Consider the following 22,861-nt stretch of genomic DNA (forward strand, 5'->3'; position numbering starts at 1 on the left):
CCATCAAGTCTGTTTTAGACAGCTACAGGGCTTTATAAACGAATAATAAATAATATAATCTTAAAAGTTGCGACGTTTTACATATAATGACGACTAATCATAGTCAAAAAAAACCAAATCAGCTACACTATTTATCAAATTATCAAAGTTTATTAGATAGCCATGCTATTTTTAAGACAACAGCGACTGTGCAATAAGCGCTCACTATTTTAGCAAGTATTTGTCCTACTTATCACTCATTTAGTCATTTACGACTTATATTTAACCTGCGATGCTTTTTATGACCGAAAAAACTATTACCGACGAACGAATATTAGAACTTGCGATACCTGCCATTAATACGCGCCAAGAGTCATTAGAGTGCTGGTTAAAGCAAGTGTTCGAGAATCAAACCTTTACCCTTGAGAGCTTACCTGGTGATGCCAGTGCTCGCCGTTATCACCGTATTCAGCTAGTAGCTGGTGGTACAGATGATACGACAAAAATAGCGCGTTATATTGTCATGGATTCGGCTGATGAGCAAGACGCGATGCAGCAGTTTATTAATGTGGCAAAGCTCATGTCGCAAGCCATCAATGTGCCGACGCTGATCGCGCAAGATGTGACAAAAGGCTTTTTGGTCTTGCAAGATTTTGGCGCGGTAGAGTTCGCTCATTTATTGGTTGGTGCTACGCCTGCGCAAGTAAATGACTACTATCAATCAGCGATGCAGGCACTAGTTGCGTTGCAACAGATACCGGTAGAGACAGCAAAGTCTCAACATCAATTGCCTGATTATGATGCCGCAATGCTAACCCGTGAAATGGACTTATTTAGCGAGTGGTTTATCCCGCATATTGGCGTGACACTTGATACGTCATTATGGGAAAACCTAAAATCAGCCTTGATAGAAGAGATTGTATTACAACCGCAAGTCATCGTCCATCGTGATTATCATAGCCGCAATTTGATGCAGGATCAGGCGGATAACACGCGATTAGGGGTGATTGACTTTCAAGATGCGGTGATTGGCGCGCATAGCTATGACTTGGTATCATTGCTACGTGATGCCTATGTCGAATGGTCGGAAGCGCAAGTAACGCAGTGGATTCATGACTTTTGGCAATTGCAAAAACAAGCAGGACTGGCAACAGCAGACAGTGCTGAGCAACTTGAAAGTCAGGTCAATATCATGGGCGTACAGCGGCACCTAAAAGTGCTAGGTATTTTTATCCGGCTTTATGAGCGCGATGGTAAAAGTCGTTATTTAGCGGATATTCCTAAAGTCATGCGTGATTTTCTTTTTGAATTAGAATGGCTAAGTACAAAAGGCAGTGCGCGTCTGCAACAAGTCGTTTTGCCATTTAATCAATGGATACTGGATACAGTATTGCCTGCTTATCAAACCAAATTTGTGCAGCAATATATTTAACGCTCATATATTTAATGCCAATGTATTCAAAGCTAGTGATCATCAGTCGCCTCGTATAAATTTCGCCAAGAATAAGGATTATCTATGTCGGTAATAACGCAAGCCATGATTTTGGCAGCCGGTAAGGGTACGCGCTTGCGTCCATTAACTTTAGAGACACCAAAGCCGTTAGTGGAAGTAGGCGGGCAGCCACTTATTATTTGGCATATTAAAGCGCTACAAGCCGCTGGTATTACTGATATTACGATTAATGCCTCTTGGCTGGCTGATAAGTTGATGGGCACGCTTGGCGATGGCACGCAGTTTGGTGTACAGTTGCATTGGTCACTTGAAGCAGATGAGCCATTAGAGACAGCAGGTGGTATTTTTAAAGCGCTGCAAACTGGAAAGTTAAAAAATGAACCATTTATCTTAGTCAACTCTGACGTATGGACGACGTTTGATTTTAGTCAGTTGGTCACGTATGAACTAAGCGCAGACCAGCGCGCCCATTTATTGTTGATTGATAATCCTGAGCATAATGAGGGTGGCGACTTTGCTATTAATAATGGTTTGGCAAGCGAGCAGGCCATTAGTGAAGCCGATAAATATACTTTTTCTGGCATCAGTGTTGTGTCGCCACGACTGGTTGATGGCTTGGTATCAGGTCAATCTGCCGCCCTTGGACCATTACTTAGACAAGCAATGATAAAATTCCAAGTAACGGCTGAGATCATGCCTGATAATTGGATAGATGTTGGTACGCCTGAACGCCTAGAGCAGGTAAATACCTTTATAGAAAATAAAGGTGTAAGCGAACATTGCGGTGCTTAATCTATAATATCTAGTAGTAATAGGCCATAAAAAACCGCAGCCCTAATTATTGATTAGGGCTGCGGTTTTTTATGAATAGCGAATGGGGTAAATGTTTATACGCCCATTGCCAATTTAATCAGCTGGGCAATGGTAAAAATCGTCAGAAAACCTGCGATGTATAAACCAATAAACCATGCCCACTGAGATTGTTTTTTACTAAGATTTTTCATGATATTCTCCTAAACAGTGTTCTCCTGAAAACTTAGAATATAGAATACTGCTTAATAGCTATTAATACATGTGCTCGTGATCCGTTTTACCTTTAAACGTATAGTAGGCAAACGCGGTATAGCTCAAAATAATGGGTAGCATAATGCCAGCACCAATAAGCATAAATGATAATGAAGTATCTGCTGCTGCTGCCTCATAAATGGTCATTTGATACGGCACGATGTAAGGGAAAATCGCAAAACAAACACCGATATAACCCATCAAAAATAGCACGACGGTCAATAAGAACGGACGATATTCACGCTCTGAGGTCAAGTCTTTACGCATAAAGAAAAATAACGCCAAGACGATAATCGGCATCGGTGCAAGGTACAATAACCCTGGGAAACTAAACCAACCTTCAAGCGCATCAATGTCTGAGAAATACATAAAGGCAGTCACGACAATCATTGCGACTACCAATGCTGATAGCATCCAACCAGAAACTTTACGCGCCCAAACTTGCAGCTTATGCTCAGTCTTAATAATCAACCACGTCGAGCCAAGCAGCGCGTAACCGATAATCAGAGCGATACCGCAGACCACAGAGAATGGCGTGAGCCAATCAAAAGGGCCGCCGGTATATAAACGATTACTTGCCTCTAATCCTTGTACCAACGCGCCAAGCATAATCCCTTGGAAGAAGGTAGCAACCACAGAGCCGATAAAGAAAAAAGTATCCCATACATAGCGATGTGAGGTTGCTTTAAAACGGAACTCAAATGCTACGCCGCGCATAATCAAACCGAACAGCATAAAGGTCACCGGCAGATAAAGCCCTGTCATAATAATGCCATAGGCGACTGGGAAGGCGGCAAATAAACCACCACCGCCCAATACTAACCATGTCTCATTACCATCCCAAAAAGGGGCGATAGAGTTCATCATGCGGCTACGATTTTTGTCGGAACCCGCAAACGGGAATAAAATACCGCAGCCCAAATCAAATCCATCAAGTAACACATAAACGAAGACAGCTAAAGCAATTAAGCCGCCCCAGATGAGGGGTAAATCTAATACGTCACCAAAGTTAAACATTAGCGTAATCCTCCATCTTCGACGTCATCGGCAGGCTGATCCAAATCTTCTACTTTCTCACTGGCATTGCTATCGCCGCTTAACGTGCGACCTTGACCTTCAGTGATAGAGTGCTCATAGAAGTTATCATCAGCAGGGTCTTCATACGGCTGTGGACCCTTTGCAATCAAGCGTAAAATATAAAAGCTGCCTGCGCCAAATACGAAGACATATAGCACGATAAAGCCAATCAGCGTCGTTGCCACTTGTTGTGCCGCAACCGGAGACATGCTTTCTGCCGTTCGAATGACGCCGTAAACTGTCCACGGCTGACGTCCGGTTTCAGTGACGAACCACCCAGCAAGTAGGGCGATAAAACCCATCGGGGTCATCATCATCCATAAGCGGTGGAACCAGATACTGTCAGAATTAAACTGCTGTTTTTTGAAGTATTTATATAGACTAAATAGTCCCACCAATACCATCAGCATACCAATGGCAACCATAATACGGAAAGCCCAAAAGACAATGGGAACGAATGGTCGATCTTCTGGTGCCCAGTTTTTAAGGCCCTTCACTTCTTTATCAAATGAGTGAGTTAAAATTAAACCGGACACATAAGGTATTTTAACTTCATAGTGATTTTTTTCTGCTTTTTGATCCGGAATGCCGAATAATACCAGCGGTGCACCGCGCTCATTTTCCCAAAGCCCTTCCATCGCTGCGACTTTGACAGGTTGATGCTCTAATGTATTAAGCCCATGCATATCGCCGATAAGTACTTGTGCTGGGGCAACAAAAATCGCCATCACCATCGCCATACCGAGCATGACACGACCGTGTTTGCGATGTTCGACATGTTTTTTGGACTGTAGATAATATGCACCGATGCCGCCGATAACAAAGGCAGTCGTCAAGAAAGCTGCGGTCATCATATGGGCATAACGGTAGGGAAAAGAGGGATTAAAAATGATTTCTAACCAATTGGTGGGATACAGTAGACCGTCTGCGCCTACCATAAAGCCTTGTGGCGTCTGCATAAAGCTGTTGGCAGCCAAAATCCAGAACCCTGATATCAGCGTACCAATAGCGACAATCGCCGTTGAGGCAAGGTGCATACGTTTACTGACGCGGCCCCAGCCAAATAGCATAATCCCTAAGAATGAGGCTTCTAAAAAAAAGGCGGTCAATACTTCATAAGCAAGCAAGGGACCCAGCACGTTACCTGCTTTATCAGAGAACACTGCCCAATTGGTACCGAATTGGTAGGACATCACCACGCCCGATACCACACCCATGCCGAATACCACGGCAAATATTTTTACCCAGTGTTTGTAGACTTCGGCATAGATAGGCTCACCAGTTTTTAACCAGCGAAACTCTAAAACGGTCAAGAAGCTGGCAAGTCCGATTGAAAAAGCTGGAAAAACAATGTGCCATGAAATAACAAAAGCGAACTGGATACGCGCAAGCATCAGCGCATCAAGCTGGTCAATCATAAATGTAGCGAACATAAGCGGTTACCCTTATATTTTAGCTGAATAGCGCTTGCTTCCATGTTACGCTGAAATCATTGTTCGTAGCTGTCCGTCGATACGGATGTCAGTAGGATAATAAGTGTTACGAACAATAGTCAATGTAAACTGGCTATCGTTGTCATTTAGACAACACCTTATCTATGATAATCTAAGCACTACTATTTAGTTAAAGTAAATAATTTATGTCCTTATAAACTATAAGATATGTCTCTTATGGCATTATTAAAATATTTTCTATTTCAGCATTATGCGCCTGAGTCTGCTTACGCGCAAGTTGCTATCCAGCCATATCACGCACCTATTGGTCATAAATGATTAACAATGTAATATTGTGCTTTTCAAGTCATGGCTATTGTTTAAGTAAGGTTATCAATAGAAACAGAACAGTAATATAAAACAATACCTTTTAATAATATTTTTTTGCTATCTATTGTAAAAAATCTACTGTGAAAATAACCAACCTGTCATTTAATTTAAGCTATTGCTGTAATTGTTTATGCAATATACGTCGCAAGGTCAGAATGGTTTGTGGATTTTCTTGGATACTATGACCGCCATTGATCACAGTCTCAGACGCTGCACCATCAAGATGCGCACTGGTATAGGGGACGATACCATCTGACAGACGCTCAGTTAATGCTTGGCTAATTTCTTCATTGACGATAACAGCAGCGACCAGTGCTTCAGGTGGCAAGGTATCTGTCTTAGCAGTCGCATCTTTTACAGTCTCTCCATCAACTACGCCAGCTGAAACGTTTAAATTATCTGAGTTTTCTACATTGCTGGTACTACTGGTATCGACAGTCTCAATCACGCTATCGTCATCTTCTATGACTGCTTGCGACAAATCAAGTTTGACGCCTTCCGGTTGCATTGCAGCCAGACCTCTTGTGATATCAGAATCGTTATTGGCAATAATCGAATGATAAGTAACACGTTTGTTGATGCTAATGTCTTTGGTTAATTGAATAAAGGAGGATTTGTCACTCAATTGACTGGCACCATTTTGCAGGTATAACGCCCCTAGAGGGTTATTCGCCAAGTCGCCTTTTATAGCAATGGTTGCCAAATTGTCCGTAACAGTTTTTACTAAGCCCACCGGCAGATAAATAATGCGGCGTAACGCACGGGTAAACCAGCGATCGGCATAGTCAGTACCTTGGAATGGCGAAGATAAAAAGACTGCCGTATCAACTTGCGGTAGCGCATTTAATTCAAAACGGTTGCGTAGCTCTTTATTGGTAAGTGCTTGTTTGAGCATGGCGTCAACCTGACGCTGGCTACTGTTTGCTAATAAACTATTATCGTCTAACGCATCTAAATTATTCGCCAAATTATCATCAGATAACATCATGCGAGCAATGATACCACCCATGCTATGGCTAATAATCACGCTGTTCTTACTGGCAAGATTTTCCCCTGCAGGGTCTGTTTGCTGATAAGTGGCAGTGATTAATTTTTGGATTTGATAGCGATTTTCTAAAATAGGCAGATTGGTCGGATAAAAGATTTGCCATACCTGATAGTTATTACGTAATTTATCATCATTAAAAATATCGTTGGTCAAATTGACCCACGTTGCCGGACTTGATGCCAGACCATGCAGCATGATAATCACGCGCTTATTAGGGTCATAGGGCTCAAGCATAAAAAGTTTGGGTAAACTGGCTTCTTTTTGACGGGTAATAAGGTTTAGATAGCCGACACCATCGAGCTGATTTTCTGCTAACCAGAGTCCATAACCGGCAGAGAAGTTGGCGGCCAGTGGATAGTCATCGCCTAAGATAGAGGCGCTCTCGCTGCGGTAAGGGTTATATAAATGGATGTTTAGCTGCTCGCTACTCAGGGTATCGAGTACACTAGTGCCCGTAGGTTTAATCAGCCCCGTCATCAATAGATGCCCAGTAGGATAGATGCGTGAGCTGGCATCCTCTTCTTGAGCAATTTTTGCGGCGTTGCTTGTGCTATTGTTGCCAAGTCTACTATTAGCCGCTTCTTGACCGATTTGACCTGAGAGCGAAGAGAGTAATAATTGACGAATAGTGGTGGTATAGCGATCGTCCAATGACGCCACCAAACTGATACCTAAACCCGGTCGCTTGCTAATAGAGTTTAGCCCCGACAAGCGCAGCTCATAAGTAGACACTAAGTCTGCTAGCGCAGAATTTTTCTCATTGGCATTTTTAAGATAGTTATTTTCATTTGGCAAATAGACGTTTAAATGATAGTTGTCTACTTGCACCTTCATTACTTTGACTTGATCGGTCGACTGTCCTTTGACGGGTGAACTATTGGCAATGGCTGCATTGACGGCAATTTCACTACTATCACGCCTGCTGGTATTAGCGGTCGTGGCAAGATGCTCTACTTTTACATTGCGCATCAATTGGTTCATGTCGCCTGTTGATTGATAAAGCTGAGTAATAACATCGTTGCTCGCGGCATTATAGATATCTTGAGTTTGGATATCGATATCGCTTGGGATACGATTTTTTGCCCGTCCGCCACTTACTTTTTCATCTGCTCCTTCAAAATCATGCTCTAGACTGTCATAGAATAAGTAGGTATAGCTGGATTTGATGGCATCAAAGAGACGCTCTTGATAGTCGATTAAACATATCTCGGTTTTGCTCTGCTGCGCTTTAGCTTCAGCATCATCCAAAGGTGCATTGGCATAATAGGGATCAAGTGGCGGACGGGCAAGCGCATTGCTACAGCTCTTTGAGGTAGCGAGTTGGCGCGCTTTTGCATAGTGTAATTCTGAAAAGGCGGCCAGTGCTGGGCGATAGTGCCTATTAAGCATGCTATCAGCAAGCTGTGTTAAGCAAAGCTCAAACTGCTGCATACAGGCTTGCTCATTGAGCCCTGCTGACAATAATAATGATGCGGTATCACTACTGAGCTTGTTATCAGTGACAATATTACCACGCTGCGCCGAAATCGTCTTGGCAGAGGCCTGTCTATTGACAGAAACCGTGCTACAGGCAGGTAATATTGCCATAGCTGATAGCAGTACCAATACAGCTAAAGGCATCTTATTTTTATGAGTGGCTTTTGACGCATTATTGACAGGGTTAGCGAAAATCATAGGTAATTCCAGTGAATAATGGACAGGCATGTATTATGAAATAGCAATTATATTAGGATGAGTGTAGCGGAAGTTTGGTGCTTCGACTATCGTATTTATCGCCTTATATTCAGATTTTGCTAAATTTACTGGATACGATGCTGGAGAAAATAGCACTACTGAAAAGATAGAATAATAAAGAAGGATAGCGCTTCAAATAAAAGTGAATGTAAGAGCGGGATGACATTTCATTTGACGTTCATAATACGCGTTTATATTTGGTACAAAAAAGCGCCTTAGTTCTATATCGTTAATTTCTCAATATAAAAAAAGACGCTAGATTGCTGATTTTTTAGCTATGTTTATCTAATATTGATGACGTATTTGTCATACATCATCTTTATAAGGTTTTGATTTACATATTTGGTTTTATATTTGATGCTGGTATATCCCAAATATAAAACTTACCGTCTTCGATTAGCTTGATTTGCTGACGGATAACCGTATTGTCTGGGACTTTCTGCTCTAAACGACGCAAACGCTCTAGCGCTTTTTCACGGCGATCACTCAAAACATCCGATTGTGCCAAGCTTTGCTCTGCTTCGGTATAACCTAAGCTAACCGCTTGATCAAGATACTTTTGACCTTCTTTAAAACCACCGCCTTCTGAAAGCATCATGCCATATATAAAGTTGGCTTCGCCGCTATCCGGTTTGATTTTGATGGCACGGTCAATATATTGCCCACCACGTACCGTATATTCTGACCCTAAGTCTAAGTTACGTCCCATACCATTGAGCTTAGCAGCACGCAGTAACACATCGTAAGAAGCCTTAGGCGATTTGGCATAAGGTTCAATCCAGTCAGTTAGTACTTTGATTTTTTCACGAGCGTAATGACGCTGGGTGCGGTTAGGGAAGTTTGGTGGATAATGGCGTGCATATGGTGATGTGTCTTTAATAAAATCATCGAGTAGACTGACATCCAATTTGTCTGTACCAAGACCGGTTTGCTGCGCTATCAAAATAGTAGGTACAAAGCTGATGTCTGAAAGTTGCACTTGCGGCGTTGGAATGTTTGACAGCTGACCACCACGTAAATCGATACCCGTTGCAACCATCGGTCCACGCTCATAAACCCGTGTCGTCCCTGTAAGCTCAGTATTCTGATTGGTTTGGATGGCTTGATTTTGGATAGTATTTTGAGGCGCACGAGTGGGAGTGGGCTGTGTATTGTTTATTTGAGTATTAGTAACTTGGGCACTGCTTTGTTGATTCGTATTGATATTTGCTTGAGCACTCACTTGTGCTGCAGTACTTGTTGCCACTTCTGGTTGAACAGTGGTTGCTGCCTGAGTAGCACTGACAGCTGCATTAGGTCTAGCAAGACGAATCACTCGTTTGCTTGAGTCAATAGCGCTCGGTACAGAAGTAGTTGCAGTCGCTGAAGCATCAACTTCGGCAGCATTCACAGGCGCAGATAGCATCATGGCACAAGCGGCGGCCAATGCGGTTAAAGTCGCAAACTTAGGCGATTTTTGAGAGTGGGTCGGTTGACTGATGGCGTTCATAAAGATAGTTACCTTATTTAATCGTTGTTTTGTCTGTTTGGTCGTTATTGATAAATCCATTGCTTAATAGCTGCTTTATATCTGCTAGACATTGACGTTGTACTCATATAGTTACGGCAAAATCGTACAATTTTTTATACCCTAGCAAATTAATCTCAATACGAACAGTAGTAGGAGTGTTAAAAGTCATTACTGAGGCATTTTTTGCTGCCCTGTGTTTGTCAAAGTAAATCAATCAAAAATGATAAGCCGTGGCTTTCATGCGGTTTGCCATCCAGCGCATGGTATGACGCATGAGTGGCGACAATGCAGCTCCACCATTGGCAAGTGCCAACTCACGATGATGTAATTCCTCGCTATCCATTTGTGCCAATATCTCTTTTGAGCGCTGATCTTGCGGTGGTAATTGTCCAATATGATCTTGCAGATGTTCGCTAACTTGTGCTTCTGTTTCAGCGACAAACCCCAAACTAAACTCGTTAGAGATGGCGCCTGCTACTGCGCCGAGACCAAAAGACATGCCATACCATAAAGGTGTAAACACACTTGGATGACTACCAAGCTCGCTTAGACGCGTCTCACACCAGACCAGATGGTCGACTTCTTCTTCGGCAGATTGCTGCATGGCTTGTTTGACACTATTATCTTTTGCCGTAAATGCTTGCCCATGATACAGCCCTTGCGCACATACTTCTCCGGTATGATTGATACGCATCAGCCCTGCAACGTGCCGCGATTCTGTAATACTCAGCTCAGGAATCTCATCACTACTCACAGGCAGAGGGCGAGTACTCGGATTGGAATGCGGTACGACTGCTCGCAATGCCTTGTCTACCCCAAGCAGTAATTGATCGATTTTAGATAAGGAACGCAAAGCCATGATTCACTCCTGATGGCATTATTTATTATGAATAACGTGTTGCTATGGAATTGTTAAAGGGTTGCAGCGACTACTACTCAATCTTAGCGCTTACTATAGCAAACAACATCAATGGTCGGCATCATAATAATGAGGCGTTCAGCAATCGATTTATAACGGCAGTTGTCATTAATGCTGTTGATTCAAATTATCAAACCCTTTAATCATGTCTGTTTAGCTGATCATCATGAGTTTGGATGCTGGCATGTTTAATATGTTTGTTCAGCTTGGTATATAAAAATACCCCAAAGGCAATATTGAGCAAGCCCGTGACTAAGAACAACTGCGGTAGTGACATACCCAAGCTATTTAAGACAACGATAGAAAAGATAGCAGAGCCGACCATAAATATAGCATTGAAAATATTATTGGCACCAACGATGCGTGCACGATGGCTTTTGGGTGCATACGCCTGCATAGACGCATATAAAGGGACGATATATAAGCCGCCACTAAAGCCCAAAAAGAATAAATCGACAAACACGCGCCAGCTACCAGGGATAGCGAATAATCCGCTCACTCCGATTAACGTCTCAGTATTCCCATCAATCGACAATCCTGATAGAGAAAAATACAAGTCGATAGCAAAGATACTCAAACCAGCGATACCAAAGGGTAATAAACGTAAGCTGACCTGATTCTTGGTAAGCCTTTTGCATAATAATGAGCCGATAGAGACACCGACTGAGAATAAAGTCAGCAGGAAAATTACCACTGACTCATCGCCATGAAGAATGACTTTGCTGAATTCAGGTGTTTGGGTCAAAAAAGTTGCGCCATAAAACCAAAACCAGCTGTTGCCCAAGATAACGAAGAACAAAAACCGTAAGGAATATAAATAACGTACCGTTGACACACTGGTGGTAAAGATATTCCAATTAATCTTTAAATCAGGCTGCATCGCTGGCATGGTGGGTATAGATCGGGCGGCGAAATAACCTAATATCGCAACGACTAATACGGTCAGACTAATCCAATATAGCGGCTGTGGCACTTGGGTTAAGACGCCAGCGATAATCATACCAAGTAATATCGCTAATGACGTACCCATTTGAAACAGACCATTGGCACCGACCAACTCATTTTCTTGCATCGCTTGTGGTAAATAGGCATATTTGATGGGCCCAAAAAAGGTAGATTGTGTGCCCATTAAAAACAACGCGACAAATAAGAGTGCATACCACTCAAATACAAAACCCACTGCCGCAATCACCATAATGGACAGCTCAAGTAGCTTAGTTAAGCGGGTCAATTTAGACTTTTCAAACTTGTCAGCGATTTGTCCTGCCAGCGCCGAAAATAGAAAATACGGCAAAATAAATAACATGGCCGCTAAGTTATTTAAAATACTAACCTCAACGCCAAGCTGGCTCGCCGCCGTATAAGTCAAGACTAATATCAGCGCTTGCTTAAAAATATTGTCATTAAACGCTCCCAAAAATTGAGTAAAAAACATGGCGCTAAAACGGCGACGCTTAAATAACTGAAATTGATTGGCCATGAAAATTCCTACAAATGGGTCAAGACAAGTAAAAGTGAAGCAAGACGGAGAAAATAGTCATTAATACTAGGGTAATTATCAACGCTATCAAAAACTTAACTAAATATGGCATAGGTTTTATCAATGTTAAGCCGTATAATAGCAAGGCTTTGGCAAAAATACATACGTCCAATGCTATGATTTCATAATTAACTAAGTTATGATTTGTAAATTTTAGCCGACTAAATCCTAATAAAGTGGCCAATAGCAAAGGTTTGCCGATGCTTAAATGGTCTGATGTAAGTAATTTTTTATATACTAATTATATGTTAATGCTTCAATCGTAGGCTAAATCGTCAAACAAAAAGTAAAGCTGCAAGTTAAAAAATTGTTTTAGCTCATTATAATTGTTGTTATCCCTGTATTTACCGCCAAGACTTAGCAGTCGTCAGCGTCAGCAACCTTGCACTGCGTAAGGGAATAGGAATGAATATGAAACATCAGCCTTCAACGCCAGTGCATAACGTACCTGTTAAGTTGCCTGACCTCTTAGGTTGCCAAAATAGCTCAATCAAATCTAGCACTGCTATTAGTGCTAACGATACTCCGCGTCTTTATTTTACCCGCACAGCGCTTTTTAGTGCATTGACCACCAGCTTGGTCGGTTTTGGCTGTAGTCTTGCCCCTGCAGCTTTTGCCGCTACTACTGATTCAAATAATAGCGCTATAAGCAGTCAGATAACAGTAAAAACTGCTACAGCAGCGTCGCCAAAAATCCCCAAATCGGCGATTTCTGATGATGACCGTCAGCTGGATATGGCGTTAGATGCGCTGCGCTTAAAAAAAGCGGTTGAGCAAGGTATTATTGAGCAATCTGTATTGGATGACTATAGTGAGCAAACGCTAGGTATTAAGAATCCAAACGCGAAAAATTCAGCTGGCAAGACTAACAGTAATGTTAATCCAGAAAATGCCAATAGCTTTAATAATGATTTCGATGATGCGCAAAATTTTGATACAAATCAAGATCTAGAGCAGCAAGCAGCAGCGATACAGCAGCAGGGCTATCAGATGATGACGCCTGAAGAGATTGATCGTGAGCTTGCGGCGATGGACAGACAAAACGCGCAAGATATCGATAGGATCGGCACTAGTAATATTGGCACTAGTAATAATAGTGGTTTTGATGCACCTGTCGCCACTTTAGACGATCGTACGCCGCCGATTGGGTTGGATGTGGAATTAGACGCGACCAATCTGCCGATACCCAGTAATTTAGATACATTAGGCATCAATGAAAGCATTGCTGAGCGAGCTGAGACTGCAGAGATCATGGCGCGTCCTATTACGGTTAGCGATGCTGTCAGCAGTGGTAATGCCAGTGAAGTGATAGATAACGATATTTTAGCCAACGTCAATCAATCAAAGAATACAGAAAACTCGATCAATCCTGATGACTATTTGCCAGATTATCAAAACGATACCGAAGCCGTTAGCGAAAGTATCGAGCAAGCCAAAACGCCGAGTCCAATGGCGCGCAACAAAGGCAATAGTGTCAAGCGTCTCTATAATCGATTGTTTAATTCAGGCTCACTGGCGCTACCACATGTAGATACTACGATTTACTTACAACAAGTCGCAGCTAACAATAGCAATGCTGTCAATACCAAGCCGATACTAGTCAAAGCTGATGACGATGTGCAGCCTATTAAGAATATCAAGGCGGCGCTTGATGATACCACTGTGCAGTCTGTCGTTGACTTTACAGCGGCATTACCGCGTTTACGTCAAACCGCATTAGATGCTGCAAAAGCAGTTGGTTACTATGATGTGACTTTGCGTCTAAGCCAGCCTTATACAGACACGATCGACGTCGTCATTGAAAAGCTGGGTGAGCCCGTACGTGTCGATAGCCGGATTGTCGACATTCGCGGTGCAGGCAGTGAGCAAAAAGAATTTGTTGAGCTTGAAAAAGATCTGCCGCCAAAAGAAGGCGATATCTTTAACCACCGCGTCTATAAAGACAGTAAATCTGCCCTTGAGTCGCTCAGTAATACTTACGGTTACTTTGATCAATATTGGTTAAATAAATCCGTCGATATTATCTTGCCTGATAACACAGCAGATGTTTCACTGGTTTACAATACTGGCGATCGCTATGAGTTTGATGAAGTGGTATTTTTTACTTATGATAGAGAATCAGGGACACTGACCCGTGATCCTGCAAAACTGCCCGTTGAATTGTCACTGTTAAGGCAGTTATTCGACTTTAAAGAAGGCGATCCTTTTTATCGTCCCGCTGTCACGAAATTCAGTAATGATTTATCGGCGACCCGTTATTTTAATACCATTAACGTTGAGTCGATTTTGCCGCCAGATGAGCGCACACAAAGTGCTACTTTGGCCTTTGATAACTCACCAAATGTAGACAATTTTATTGAAACAATGGATGATGAATTAAACAGTGCTTCTGATGTTAATGCGCGCCAAATAGAAGGTGTTAGTAATGACGGCGAGCTTTATGCCAATAGCGGAGAGAAAGTAAATGCGGCTGACATTGCTGCTATCGAATTTGAAGCCGATGAAGAGACGCTTGAGAAGCTGCAGGCCATTAAGCAAAAAGCAGAACGCTTAAGCCGTCTGCCAAATGATCGGGTATTGGATGAAAAAGACCAAGATTCAAACAGTATTTTAGGTAAAATTAGTGATGCTATCAGCGACATTGCACAAAAGATATTCCCGGATGAGAAAAGTATATTGGCGGATGAGAACTTCGTACCACCAACATTGGCAGGGCGTAAAACACCGCAAGAAGTGTTAGAGAGTAAGAAAGTACCCCTATACGTGTTTGTGGCGGCAAATAAACCGCGTGATGCTCAGGTGGGTATTGGTTATGGTACCGATACAGGTGTCCGCGCAACCGCGAAAATAGATTATAATCTGCTCAATCGTAAAGGCTATCAAGCAGGGCTTGAGACAGAAGTCTCAAGAATTACTAAAAATGTCGGTGTCTATGCTAGCAGGCCTTGGAAACATCCTTTGAATGATAAGCTTGAAGCAAGCTTAACTTATGAAGAAGAAGCTATTAATCAAGGTGAAGGCAATTTTGATTTGTCTACCAAAACCCTAAAAGGGTCGCTAGCGCGTAATATCCGCCGTGAAACGGGGTGGAATCGCAGCTACTCTCTGCGCTACCGTTTAGATGAGTTAGAAACGGGTATTGATGATGAAGCGCAGTTAAACGATCTTCCTATTCGCTTTACGTCTTCAAAGCCTAAACAGCAAGCATTATTACTTGGTTATGGCATCAGTAAGACAGATGTAGATAGTGTCACCAATCCCACTGGCGGTATCCGCCAATACTATTCGATTGAAGCGGGGGCTGATAAAGCGCTTAGCGATACCAATCTAGCAATTGCTCGCGCTGGCGTCAGCGGTATTTATAGCTTTGGTGCTGATGACAAGCATCAAGTGCTTGGCAGTATCAATACTGGTTATATTTGGGCAGATGACTTTGATGAGGTGCCTTATAAGCTGCGCTTCTTTGCTGGTGGTGACCAAAGTATTCGTGGTTATGACTATGAAAGCTTATCGCCACTAGATAAAGGCTATCTGACCGGTGGACAAATCCTCGCGGTTGGTAGTGCAGAATATAACTATGAGTTTAAACCCGGCTTTCGCGGTGCTGTTTTTACTGACATTGGTAATGCATATGACAAAGATTTTGAGACAGATACCAAAGTTGGTGTCGGCGTTGGTATCCGCTGGGCGTCACCTGTTGGCGTGGTGCGCGTCGATGTTGCAGCTGGTGTGACAGAAGAGAGTATTCCAGTGAGATTGCATCTGTTTATTGGCTCTCCTTTATAAAAGTATATAAACAAAACCGTTGTCTTTTTATTATTCTAGCGATTGCTGGTAATCATTCTTTAACGTAGTTGAGTGTCATGTCGACCAAAAATACCCTGCCTAATAAGCCATTAGATGAAGATCCAGCACAACGAGATGCCCGCGCCGTAAGACGTTGGTATCCGTTGTCTTTTGTGCTCAAATTGCTGGTACTGATTCTTATCGTGCTAGCGATTATGTTTGCTATCTTCTTATATGCGGCGGGTACTGAGTCAGGCACTAAGTTTATCTTAGAGAAAATCAGTGCAGAAACAGGTATTGAATTCAAATACGGTAGCGGCAATCTGCGCGAAGGTCTATGGCTCAATGATATCGATATTGTTGCCAATGAAGATCTTGAGATATTGGTAGATAAAGCTTACGTTAAAATAGGCTGGCGCGCCGTCTTTGCCAAAGAGGTACATTTGCGTGATGCGGATATACAAACCATTGAAATTATCAATAAAAAACCGCCAACAGGTGAGGCATTCGATTATAGAACCTTAAGCTTACCGGTTAATCTACGTTTTGATTATGCAAAAGTAAAAACCATCATTTATAAGCAAGTAACTCGTGACCCCATTGTTGTGCATGATGTTGAAGCCCGCGATTTGACGTGGGTTGGCAGTATGGTGACGGTTGGTCGCGGTAGTTTGCAATATGGCGATATTGTTAAAGTCAGTGCTTTAGAGGGTCATGCCGATTTGCAAGGCGACTATCCTTTAGATTTAAGTGCCATTGTAGAGGTCAGTGCTTTAGAAAAAGCCTATATTGATCCCTTGAATATCACCGCAACAGGCACGTTAAAGCGCACCGTTGGCAAGGTTAGTAGCCGCTACAATGATAGTGCGGTTAGTGGCGACTTTGTAGTGCAGGGATTGGATCCTGATTCACCGTTTCAAGCAAAACTTGAATGGGATGACATTCTGGTTCCTTATGCGGACAGTCAAAACATTCACTTGAAGAGTGGCATCGCGACTGCATCAGGTGTGATCTCAGAGATACGCCTACGTATCAACACTGAATTGACCGCTAAAGACATTCCTTCAGGACATTACCAAGGACGCGCCATTCTTGCCAATCGTCAGCTACGTGTTGATCGCCTAGATGCAGATGTGGCCGCTGGCAACTTGATATTGCAAGGTATCTTGGATTGGAACAGCAGTTTTGATGCAAAGATAAGAGCGAGCGGCAGTAATTTTGATGTACGACGCGTCATTCCTAAACAATATGCGGACTTTAAAGTATATGCCCCGCAAAAGTTAAACGGGCGCTTATCCCTTCATTATCAGCATAAAAATACTGCCGGTAATATGGAAATGGATGCCGCATTACGTCAGCGTGATGGCGAGCAAGTCAATGCCAATATTGTCCGTGGAAAAACCTCAGTCAAATCTAAACAAGTTGCCCCTTTGTATATTGATGCAAAATGGCAGAACCTTGTGCGTAAAAATATCCCTAATATCGGCAACATCAATAGCCCTAGTGGACAAGCGAAGGTGATTGTTCGCGGCTCAAATCTTTCTGTCGATGGCAAAGCCATTATTAATGAGCTGAATGCAGCGCCTAAAGGTAACTACGATGTCAGGCTTCATAAGGCTGGCAATATCATTGATATCAACCGCCTAAACTATAAAGGCGTAGTGGGCGATTTGTCAGGGACAGGTCAGATTCAATTAGCTACTAAAAAACGTCCGCTTACTTGGCAGATTGATGCACGTACTAATGGCTTATTGCCCAAGCAATACCGCAGTGATATACCGCTTGAGCGCCTAACTGGACGTATCAGTGCCCGCGGACGATTGCTGAATATCACTAAAAACCGTGTCAAAGGTCAGCGGCATATTATTAGTTTCAATAATACCGCTTTGCAGGCGCAGTTGGATGCCACGCAAAAAGGTCGTGCTATCGGCATTACTGGCGGCGGCGATACCAGTGTTGATATTATCGGCGGTAAGCTATCGGTCTTTGATGCGCGTTTTGATGGTCAAATTGACACGGCTGATGTACCAAAAGGTCGTTTATCAATCGATGCCGCTGGTACGCCAAATCTGATCAGTGTTCGCAAGTTAAATTATAATGGCGAAGCAGGTGCGGTCAAAGCCAAGGGTGTCATCGACCTAAGAAAGAATATCGGCTGGACGCTAGATGGGCGCTTTGATAAGTTTAATTTGGGTTATTTCTTGCCCAATAATGCCGCTATTATTACTGGTGATTTAAAAACCACTGGCGAGTGGCAAAGTCCACCAAAGAATAATGCTAAGGCAAAAGGCGTACTGAAAAACTTCGTCGTAAACTTTGATGGTGTCTTAGACGCTGAGCAATTGCCAGCAGGTAAACTGACTATTGATGCCAGTGGTAATGCACAGCTCATTCGAATCAAGCGTTTCCGACATGTGGGCGCAGCAGGCAGTATTGATGCTAAAGGCACCGTTGATGTGCGCCAAGGTCTTGCTTGGGATATTGATGCGGTCATGGATCGCTTTAATTTGGGTTATTTCTTCAAAGACATACCGAGTACGATTACCGGCACTATTGATACCAGTGGACGTTGGGGCGATACCCAACAGACGATTAATATCAAGCAAGTGAATTTGAATGGGATGCTAAAGGGTCAACCACTTAGTGCCAAAGGCAGCTTGACAGCCAAACTACATCTACCAAAAGACTTGGCAAGCTATTTTCAACGTTTGCAGAAGCAAGATGCGCAGGCACAATATAAGCAAGTGAACGCTTTGATCGAAAGCTTAAATGCCAATAATTTGGTACTGCGTTGGGGTAATAATTACATCACCGCCAATGGTAATGACAAACAGCTACAAGCCAAAATCAATATCACAAGCCTTGACCAGCTCTCAGACAAACTTGGTGGTAAAGTCTCTGGCGGTGCTACCTTGTCACAGCCAGCAGGACAAGCATTGCCGACGATTTATGTTGATTTAGTTGGTGAGCGTATTACGCTACCAGGCTTTATATTACGTCAAGGTCGCATACGTGGCAAACTGGTTAACTTGGCAAACAGTCCAAGCCAGTTTATTATCACTGCCGAAGGCTTAGAGGCTGGCGGACAAAGTTTTAAAAACTTTAATGCAACCTTTAATGGTACTGAACAAGCTCACGTAGTTGATTTTGATCTGCTTAATGAGAAGCTCAGTATCTCAGCAAGGCTTAAGGGTGGTTTTAATCGAGATAAGCTCAGCTGGTCAGGTGTTATTGGCAAGGGTCAAGTTAAGTCCAAATATGCAACCTTAAACCAATTGCAGCCAGCGCAGCTGATTGTTAATTTGCCTAAGAAGCAAGGTAAAAATAGCACAGAGCTAAAAGTACAGCTGGCGGCACATTGTTGGCAGGCGACTGATCAAACAGGAAAGCTCTGCTTACGTGAAAACCTCATTGCTTCAGCTGCCAGTGGTCAAGTTGATTTGGCGATACAAAAACTAGATACCTCACTATTTTCAGCGTTTTTACCAAAAGATATCGATTGGCATGGCAAGATTAATGGTAAAGCGATTGTTGGTTGGCAACGTGGTCGTCCACCGACAATTAATACCACGCTGTATTCTGACAACGGTAAAATTGGCTTGATTCAAGATGGTGACAGCTTGCCTGTCACCTTACCTTACAAGCGTATCTCGCTCATTGCTGTGTCTGTACCAAATGGTCTAAAAATACGCTCAGATATCAATACGGGTGAAGGTGCTCGTGGTTATGCAGAAGTGATCGTCGATCCATATAAGACGCCCAAACCTATATCAGGTGCGTTGGTGCTCAATGAGCTTAACTTGGCTATCTTTAAACCTTTCTTCCCTGGTATGCGCGTGCTCGAAGGCAACATCACTATGGCAGGCGGTTTGGGCGGCACACTGGATAAGCCACAGTTTTATGGTGATGTGAAGTTAGCGAATGGTCGAATGGCGATGCTTGATTTGCCGGTCAATTTGACCAAAGTGAATGCCACTGCCAAAATCCGTGGTACTCAAGCAACGATAGATGGTAGGTTCAATAGTGGTACAGGGAAAGGGACGGTTGCTGGCACTGTCAATTGGCAGCAAAAGCTACAGGCTAAGCTGAGTATAGATGGTAAAGGTTTGATTTTGACCCAGCCGCCATTATTGGTGGCGAGTGTTGATCCTGATATCGATATTATCGTGCGTCCTTCCGATCGCTACGTCAATATCACTGGGGCAGTCAGTGTGCCATCAGCGACCATTCGTCCGCCAGAGGCCAGTGAAGATATTATTACTCAGACTGAAGACGCTGTCGTACTCGATCGTCGTCTTATCGGCAATATTGATGAGGTTTTGGCTATCTCAAAACCTTGGTCAATCAATGCTGATATCGGTATCGATTTGGGTAATGACATCAACTTCCGTGGTTTTGGTGCCGTGATTCCTCTAGCAGGTGCCATTCATGTCACGCAAAGCGGTACAGGCATCATGCGCGCAAAAGGGGTAGTACAGGTCTCACGTCGTACCAATATTAATGCTTTTGGTCAAAACCTAGAGCTTAACTATGGTCAAGTGCGCTTCAACGGCGATGTGATGAAACCAAGTTTAAGTATCGAAGCGGTCAAAAATATCAGCGGTAAAACAGTCGGTGTCCGTGTCAAAGGTAATACTGAAAGCCCTAATATTATCGTTTTCAATAATGCGGGGCTTACGCAGCAGCAAGCGATGAATGCCTTGGTCACGGGTCGTATTAATAATCAAAGTGCTACTCAAATCAGTGAGCAAGGCTTTAAATCTCAAGTCACCAATAACTTAGCGGCCGCTGGACTGAGCTTTGGGCTGAGCGGCACACGTAATTTGACCAATCAAATCGGTCAAGCGTTTGGTTTCCAAAGCTTAACGGTTGATGCTTCGGGCAGCAGTGAAGATACCAACGTCAATGTCACCGGTTATGTGACCCCTGACTTATATATCCGCTATGGTGTGGGCGTTTTTAATGCGCAGAACAGCTTGTCGATACGTTACCAGTTGACCCGCCGTATCTATGTAGAGGCAACGTCAGCAGCAGAAAATGCCGTGGATGTGGTTTATAGTTGGCAGTTCTAAAGATTGTACTTAGATATCTACCCTCATATTTGCTGTGATTTTGGCAGATTGGCAGATTGGCAGATTGGCAGATTGGCAGATTGGTTGACTGGAAATAACTATTTATAAATTAATCCATTATCGATATTTGATCAAATAAAAAACGCCTTTATGAAAAGGCGTTTTTTTATGAGCATTAAGAGAATTTACTTGGTTAAAATTAATCGATTATTACGTGTTAAGCGTAGGCGATATTCTTCGCCTTCATGTTCAATACGTACTTCTTTAGTCAAAGCAAACAAGTGCTGTGATTGCAAAGTAGGCAGACGGTTTTCACGGAAGTTCAAATGACGAGAGATTACAAGACTCATGGTAAATTCCTTTTGATAGCAAAGTAGCAAATATTCAAAACAATAAATACTAATAGAATATAATTTATTAACGATAATAATTATCATTTAGATTGAATAATTTTGCAAGCAAATTTATAAAATAAATAATAGCGATTATGTAAACTTATCTAACCGTTTTTTTTCATTCAAACAATTTTAGCCATCAATCTTAGTAGCATTAAAGGAAAATAGGATGACAGTTGAACAAAGTAACTCTATAAAAGACACTTCAATAACGACAGTCAATGTAGCGGTTGCCGTTATTCATTATAAGGATCAATATTTACTAGGATTTAGGGCGGCTTCTCAACACCAAGGGAACCGCTATGAGTTTGTAGGCGGAAAGATAGACGCTCATGAAACAGCAAAACAAGCACTGATACGAGAAGTTGCCGAAGAGACAGGCATCAGTATTGCTAATAATACGGCAGTTAAACTCGGTCGATTGCATCATGATTATGGTGATAAGCAGGTCTGCTTACAAGTTTACCGTATTGAAGTGACTGCACAACAATATGCACAATATAAAAACCTAAGCTATGGTCTAGAAGGTCAAAAGCTGACATGGGTAGAGAAGGCCGAGCTGCTAGCAGGACATTATGACTTGCCTGCTGCCAATAAGACAATCCTTGCATGGTTACAGCTGCCTATGCAGATAACAGTTACTTATCCATTATCGCATTTTGATGCTGCCTCTAATCCTATGGCAGCATGGTTACAGTATCATCATGAGCATATAACGGCTGGCGCTTGGGTTTATATACGGACAAAAACAGCAGGGACAGAAAACAGTATCAAGCAGCTATTACAACTACGTCCTGATATTCAAGCGATTACTCCTGACCACTTAGATATCGACAAAACAGACAATGTAGAAGCAAATAATCAAATAATAGCAAGTCATTTAACACAGACACAGCTTATGCAATGGTCAAGCGGAGTAGCTAAGGAGCCCATGTCGTACTTTGGCTTGTCTACAAGCTTGCCATTAATCGTTAGTTGTCATGATGTAGATAGCATTAGTGCTGCCAATCAACTGGCGTATATTCGGTTACAGCAGCAGTTGCCACCCGTTATCGGTATTTTCTTGGCACCTGTTGAGTGTACCCAAACCCATCCTGATACACCGGCATTAGGTTGGGAGGCGTGGTCAAATTTAGCAAAATTAGCGGATATGCCAGTTATCGGCTTAGGTGGACTATCACCTATGATTTATAAACAAGCCGTGCTACATGGAGGCGTTGCTGTTGCTGGAATTCGCCAGTTTTTAAAATAGTTTTTGGTACTATAGTTACCCGCATTTTTATAAAAATTTTGGGCATCAAGCTGCCATTTGAACACTGCTAAAACCAGAGTATGGTGGGTCAAATAAAAAAATTCTCAGAGGAAAAATAGCACTAGATAAGTAATTGATTTGAATATTCTTTATCGGTTAATAAAAATGTAACTTCCCATATCTTATAAACAGAATTACTTACAAACCG

13 protein-coding genes are annotated in these 22,861 nt (G+C 42.6%); 5 read left to right on the top strand and 8 right to left on the bottom strand.

The genetic code is table 11. The features are described 5' to 3' along the window. Positions 1-271: 271 nt before the first annotated feature. On the top strand, positions 272-1,411 hold the full coding sequence (locus OEG80_RS04340; protein ID WP_442792454.1) for an aminoglycoside phosphotransferase family protein: 1,140 nt from the start codon (positions 272-274) through the stop codon (positions 1,409-1,411). Positions 1,412-1,495: 84 nt separating this feature from the next. After that, positions 1,496-2,224 (top strand): N-acetylmuramate alpha-1-phosphate uridylyltransferase MurU, encoded by a 729-nt coding sequence (murU, locus tag OEG80_RS04345; RefSeq protein WP_263241969.1) that lies wholly within the window; start codon positions 1,496-1,498, stop codon positions 2,222-2,224. Between the two features lie 95 nt (positions 2,225-2,319). On the opposite strand, the gene OEG80_RS12975 is transcribed toward murU, so the two are convergent. The 7 genes from OEG80_RS12975 to OEG80_RS04375 form a co-directional block, all read right to left on the bottom strand. Beyond that, positions 2,320-2,436 (bottom strand): hypothetical protein, encoded by a 117-nt coding sequence (locus OEG80_RS12975; RefSeq protein ID WP_020443792.1) that lies wholly within the window; start codon positions 2,434-2,436, stop codon positions 2,320-2,322. 61 nt (positions 2,437-2,497) lie between these two features. Next, positions 2,498-3,514 carry a cytochrome d ubiquinol oxidase subunit II gene (cydB, locus tag OEG80_RS04350; RefSeq protein ID WP_263241970.1) on the bottom strand — a complete coding sequence of 339 codons (1,017 nt, stop codon included), beginning with the start codon at positions 3,512-3,514 and terminating at the stop codon, positions 2,498-2,500. Further along, on the bottom strand, positions 3,514-4,992 hold the full coding sequence (locus tag OEG80_RS04355) for a cytochrome ubiquinol oxidase subunit I (protein WP_227500775.1): 1,479 nt from the start codon (positions 4,990-4,992) through the stop codon (positions 3,514-3,516). Before OEG80_RS04355 ends, cydB begins: the two co-directional genes overlap by 1 nt. 517 nt (positions 4,993-5,509) lie before the next feature. Next, a complete protein-coding gene (locus OEG80_RS04360) occupies positions 5,510-8,119 on the bottom strand; it encodes an esterase/lipase family protein (protein ID WP_263241972.1) in 2,610 nt (869 codons plus the stop codon). A 394-nt stretch (positions 8,120-8,513) separates the two neighbouring features. After that, a complete protein-coding gene (locus OEG80_RS04365; RefSeq protein ID WP_263241974.1) occupies positions 8,514-9,668 on the bottom strand; it encodes a tetratricopeptide repeat protein in 1,155 nt (384 codons plus the stop codon). 235 nt (positions 9,669-9,903) lie between these two features. After that, positions 9,904-10,542, bottom strand: coding sequence for a 2-polyprenyl-3-methyl-6-methoxy-1,4-benzoquinone monooxygenase (coq7, locus tag OEG80_RS04370; RefSeq protein ID WP_263242467.1), 639 nt, complete (start codon positions 10,540-10,542; stop codon positions 9,904-9,906). Positions 10,543-10,747: 205 nt separating this feature from the next. Next, positions 10,748-12,088, bottom strand: coding sequence for an MFS transporter (locus OEG80_RS04375; RefSeq protein WP_263241975.1), 1,341 nt, complete (start codon positions 12,086-12,088; stop codon positions 10,748-10,750). Between the two features lie 471 nt (positions 12,089-12,559). Here OEG80_RS04375 and OEG80_RS04380 point away from each other — a divergent pair, with 471 nt between their 5' ends. Together OEG80_RS04380 and OEG80_RS04385 are read left to right on the top strand one after the other, a co-directional pair. Further along, entirely contained in the window at positions 12,560-15,934 is a 3,375-nt protein-coding gene (locus OEG80_RS04380) for an autotransporter assembly complex protein TamA (protein WP_263241976.1), read from the top strand. A 77-nt stretch (positions 15,935-16,011) separates the two neighbouring features. Then, positions 16,012-21,006, top strand: coding sequence for a translocation/assembly module TamB domain-containing protein (locus OEG80_RS04385; RefSeq protein WP_263241977.1), 4,995 nt, complete (start codon positions 16,012-16,014; stop codon positions 21,004-21,006). A 185-nt stretch (positions 21,007-21,191) separates the two neighbouring features. On the opposite strand, the gene hemP is transcribed toward OEG80_RS04385, so the two are convergent. Then, a complete protein-coding gene (hemP, locus tag OEG80_RS04390; protein WP_020443783.1) occupies positions 21,192-21,356 on the bottom strand; it encodes a hemin uptake protein HemP in 165 nt (54 codons plus the stop codon). Between the two features lie 214 nt (positions 21,357-21,570). Here hemP and OEG80_RS04395 point away from each other — a divergent pair, with 214 nt between their 5' ends. Continuing rightward, complete coding sequence (locus OEG80_RS04395; RefSeq protein WP_263241979.1) at positions 21,571-22,653, top strand: NUDIX domain-containing protein; 1,083 nt, start codon at positions 21,571-21,573, stop codon at positions 22,651-22,653. The last annotated feature ends 208 nt before the right edge of the window (positions 22,654-22,861 follow it).

The organism is Psychrobacter sp. SC65A.3, assembly GCF_025642195.1.
Lineage (GTDB): Bacteria > Pseudomonadota > Gammaproteobacteria > Pseudomonadales > Moraxellaceae > Psychrobacter > Psychrobacter cryohalolentis.

Coding starts and splice junctions, on each gene's coding strand:
- OEG80_RS04365 (WP_263241974.1), bottom strand. CDS start 9,668: ATGAACGCCATCAGTCAACCGACCCACTCTCAAAAATCGCCTAAGTTT.
- murU (WP_263241969.1), top strand. CDS start 1,496: ATGTCGGTAATAACGCAAGCCATGATTTTGGCAGCCGGTAAGGGTACG.
- OEG80_RS04340 (WP_442792454.1), top strand. CDS start 272: ATGCTTTTTATGACCGAAAAAACTATTACCGACGAACGAATATTAGAA.
- OEG80_RS04380 (WP_263241976.1), top strand. CDS start 12,560: ATGAAACATCAGCCTTCAACGCCAGTGCATAACGTACCTGTTAAGTTG.
- OEG80_RS04355 (WP_227500775.1), bottom strand. CDS start 4,992: ATGATTGACCAGCTTGATGCGCTGATGCTTGCGCGTATCCAGTTCGCT.
- OEG80_RS12975 (WP_020443792.1), bottom strand. CDS start 2,436: ATGAAAAATCTTAGTAAAAAACAATCTCAGTGGGCATGGTTTATTGGT.
- hemP (WP_020443783.1), bottom strand. CDS start 21,356: ATGAGTCTTGTAATCTCTCGTCATTTGAACTTCCGTGAAAACCGTCTG.
- OEG80_RS04360 (WP_263241972.1), bottom strand. CDS start 8,119: ATGATTTTCGCTAACCCTGTCAATAATGCGTCAAAAGCCACTCATAAA.
- OEG80_RS04395 (WP_263241979.1), top strand. CDS start 21,571: ATGACAGTTGAACAAAGTAACTCTATAAAAGACACTTCAATAACGACA.
- OEG80_RS04385 (WP_263241977.1), top strand. CDS start 16,012: ATGTCGACCAAAAATACCCTGCCTAATAAGCCATTAGATGAAGATCCA.
- OEG80_RS04375 (WP_263241975.1), bottom strand. CDS start 12,088: ATGGCCAATCAATTTCAGTTATTTAAGCGTCGCCGTTTTAGCGCCATG.
- cydB (WP_263241970.1), bottom strand. CDS start 3,514: ATGTTTAACTTTGGTGACGTATTAGATTTACCCCTCATCTGGGGCGGC.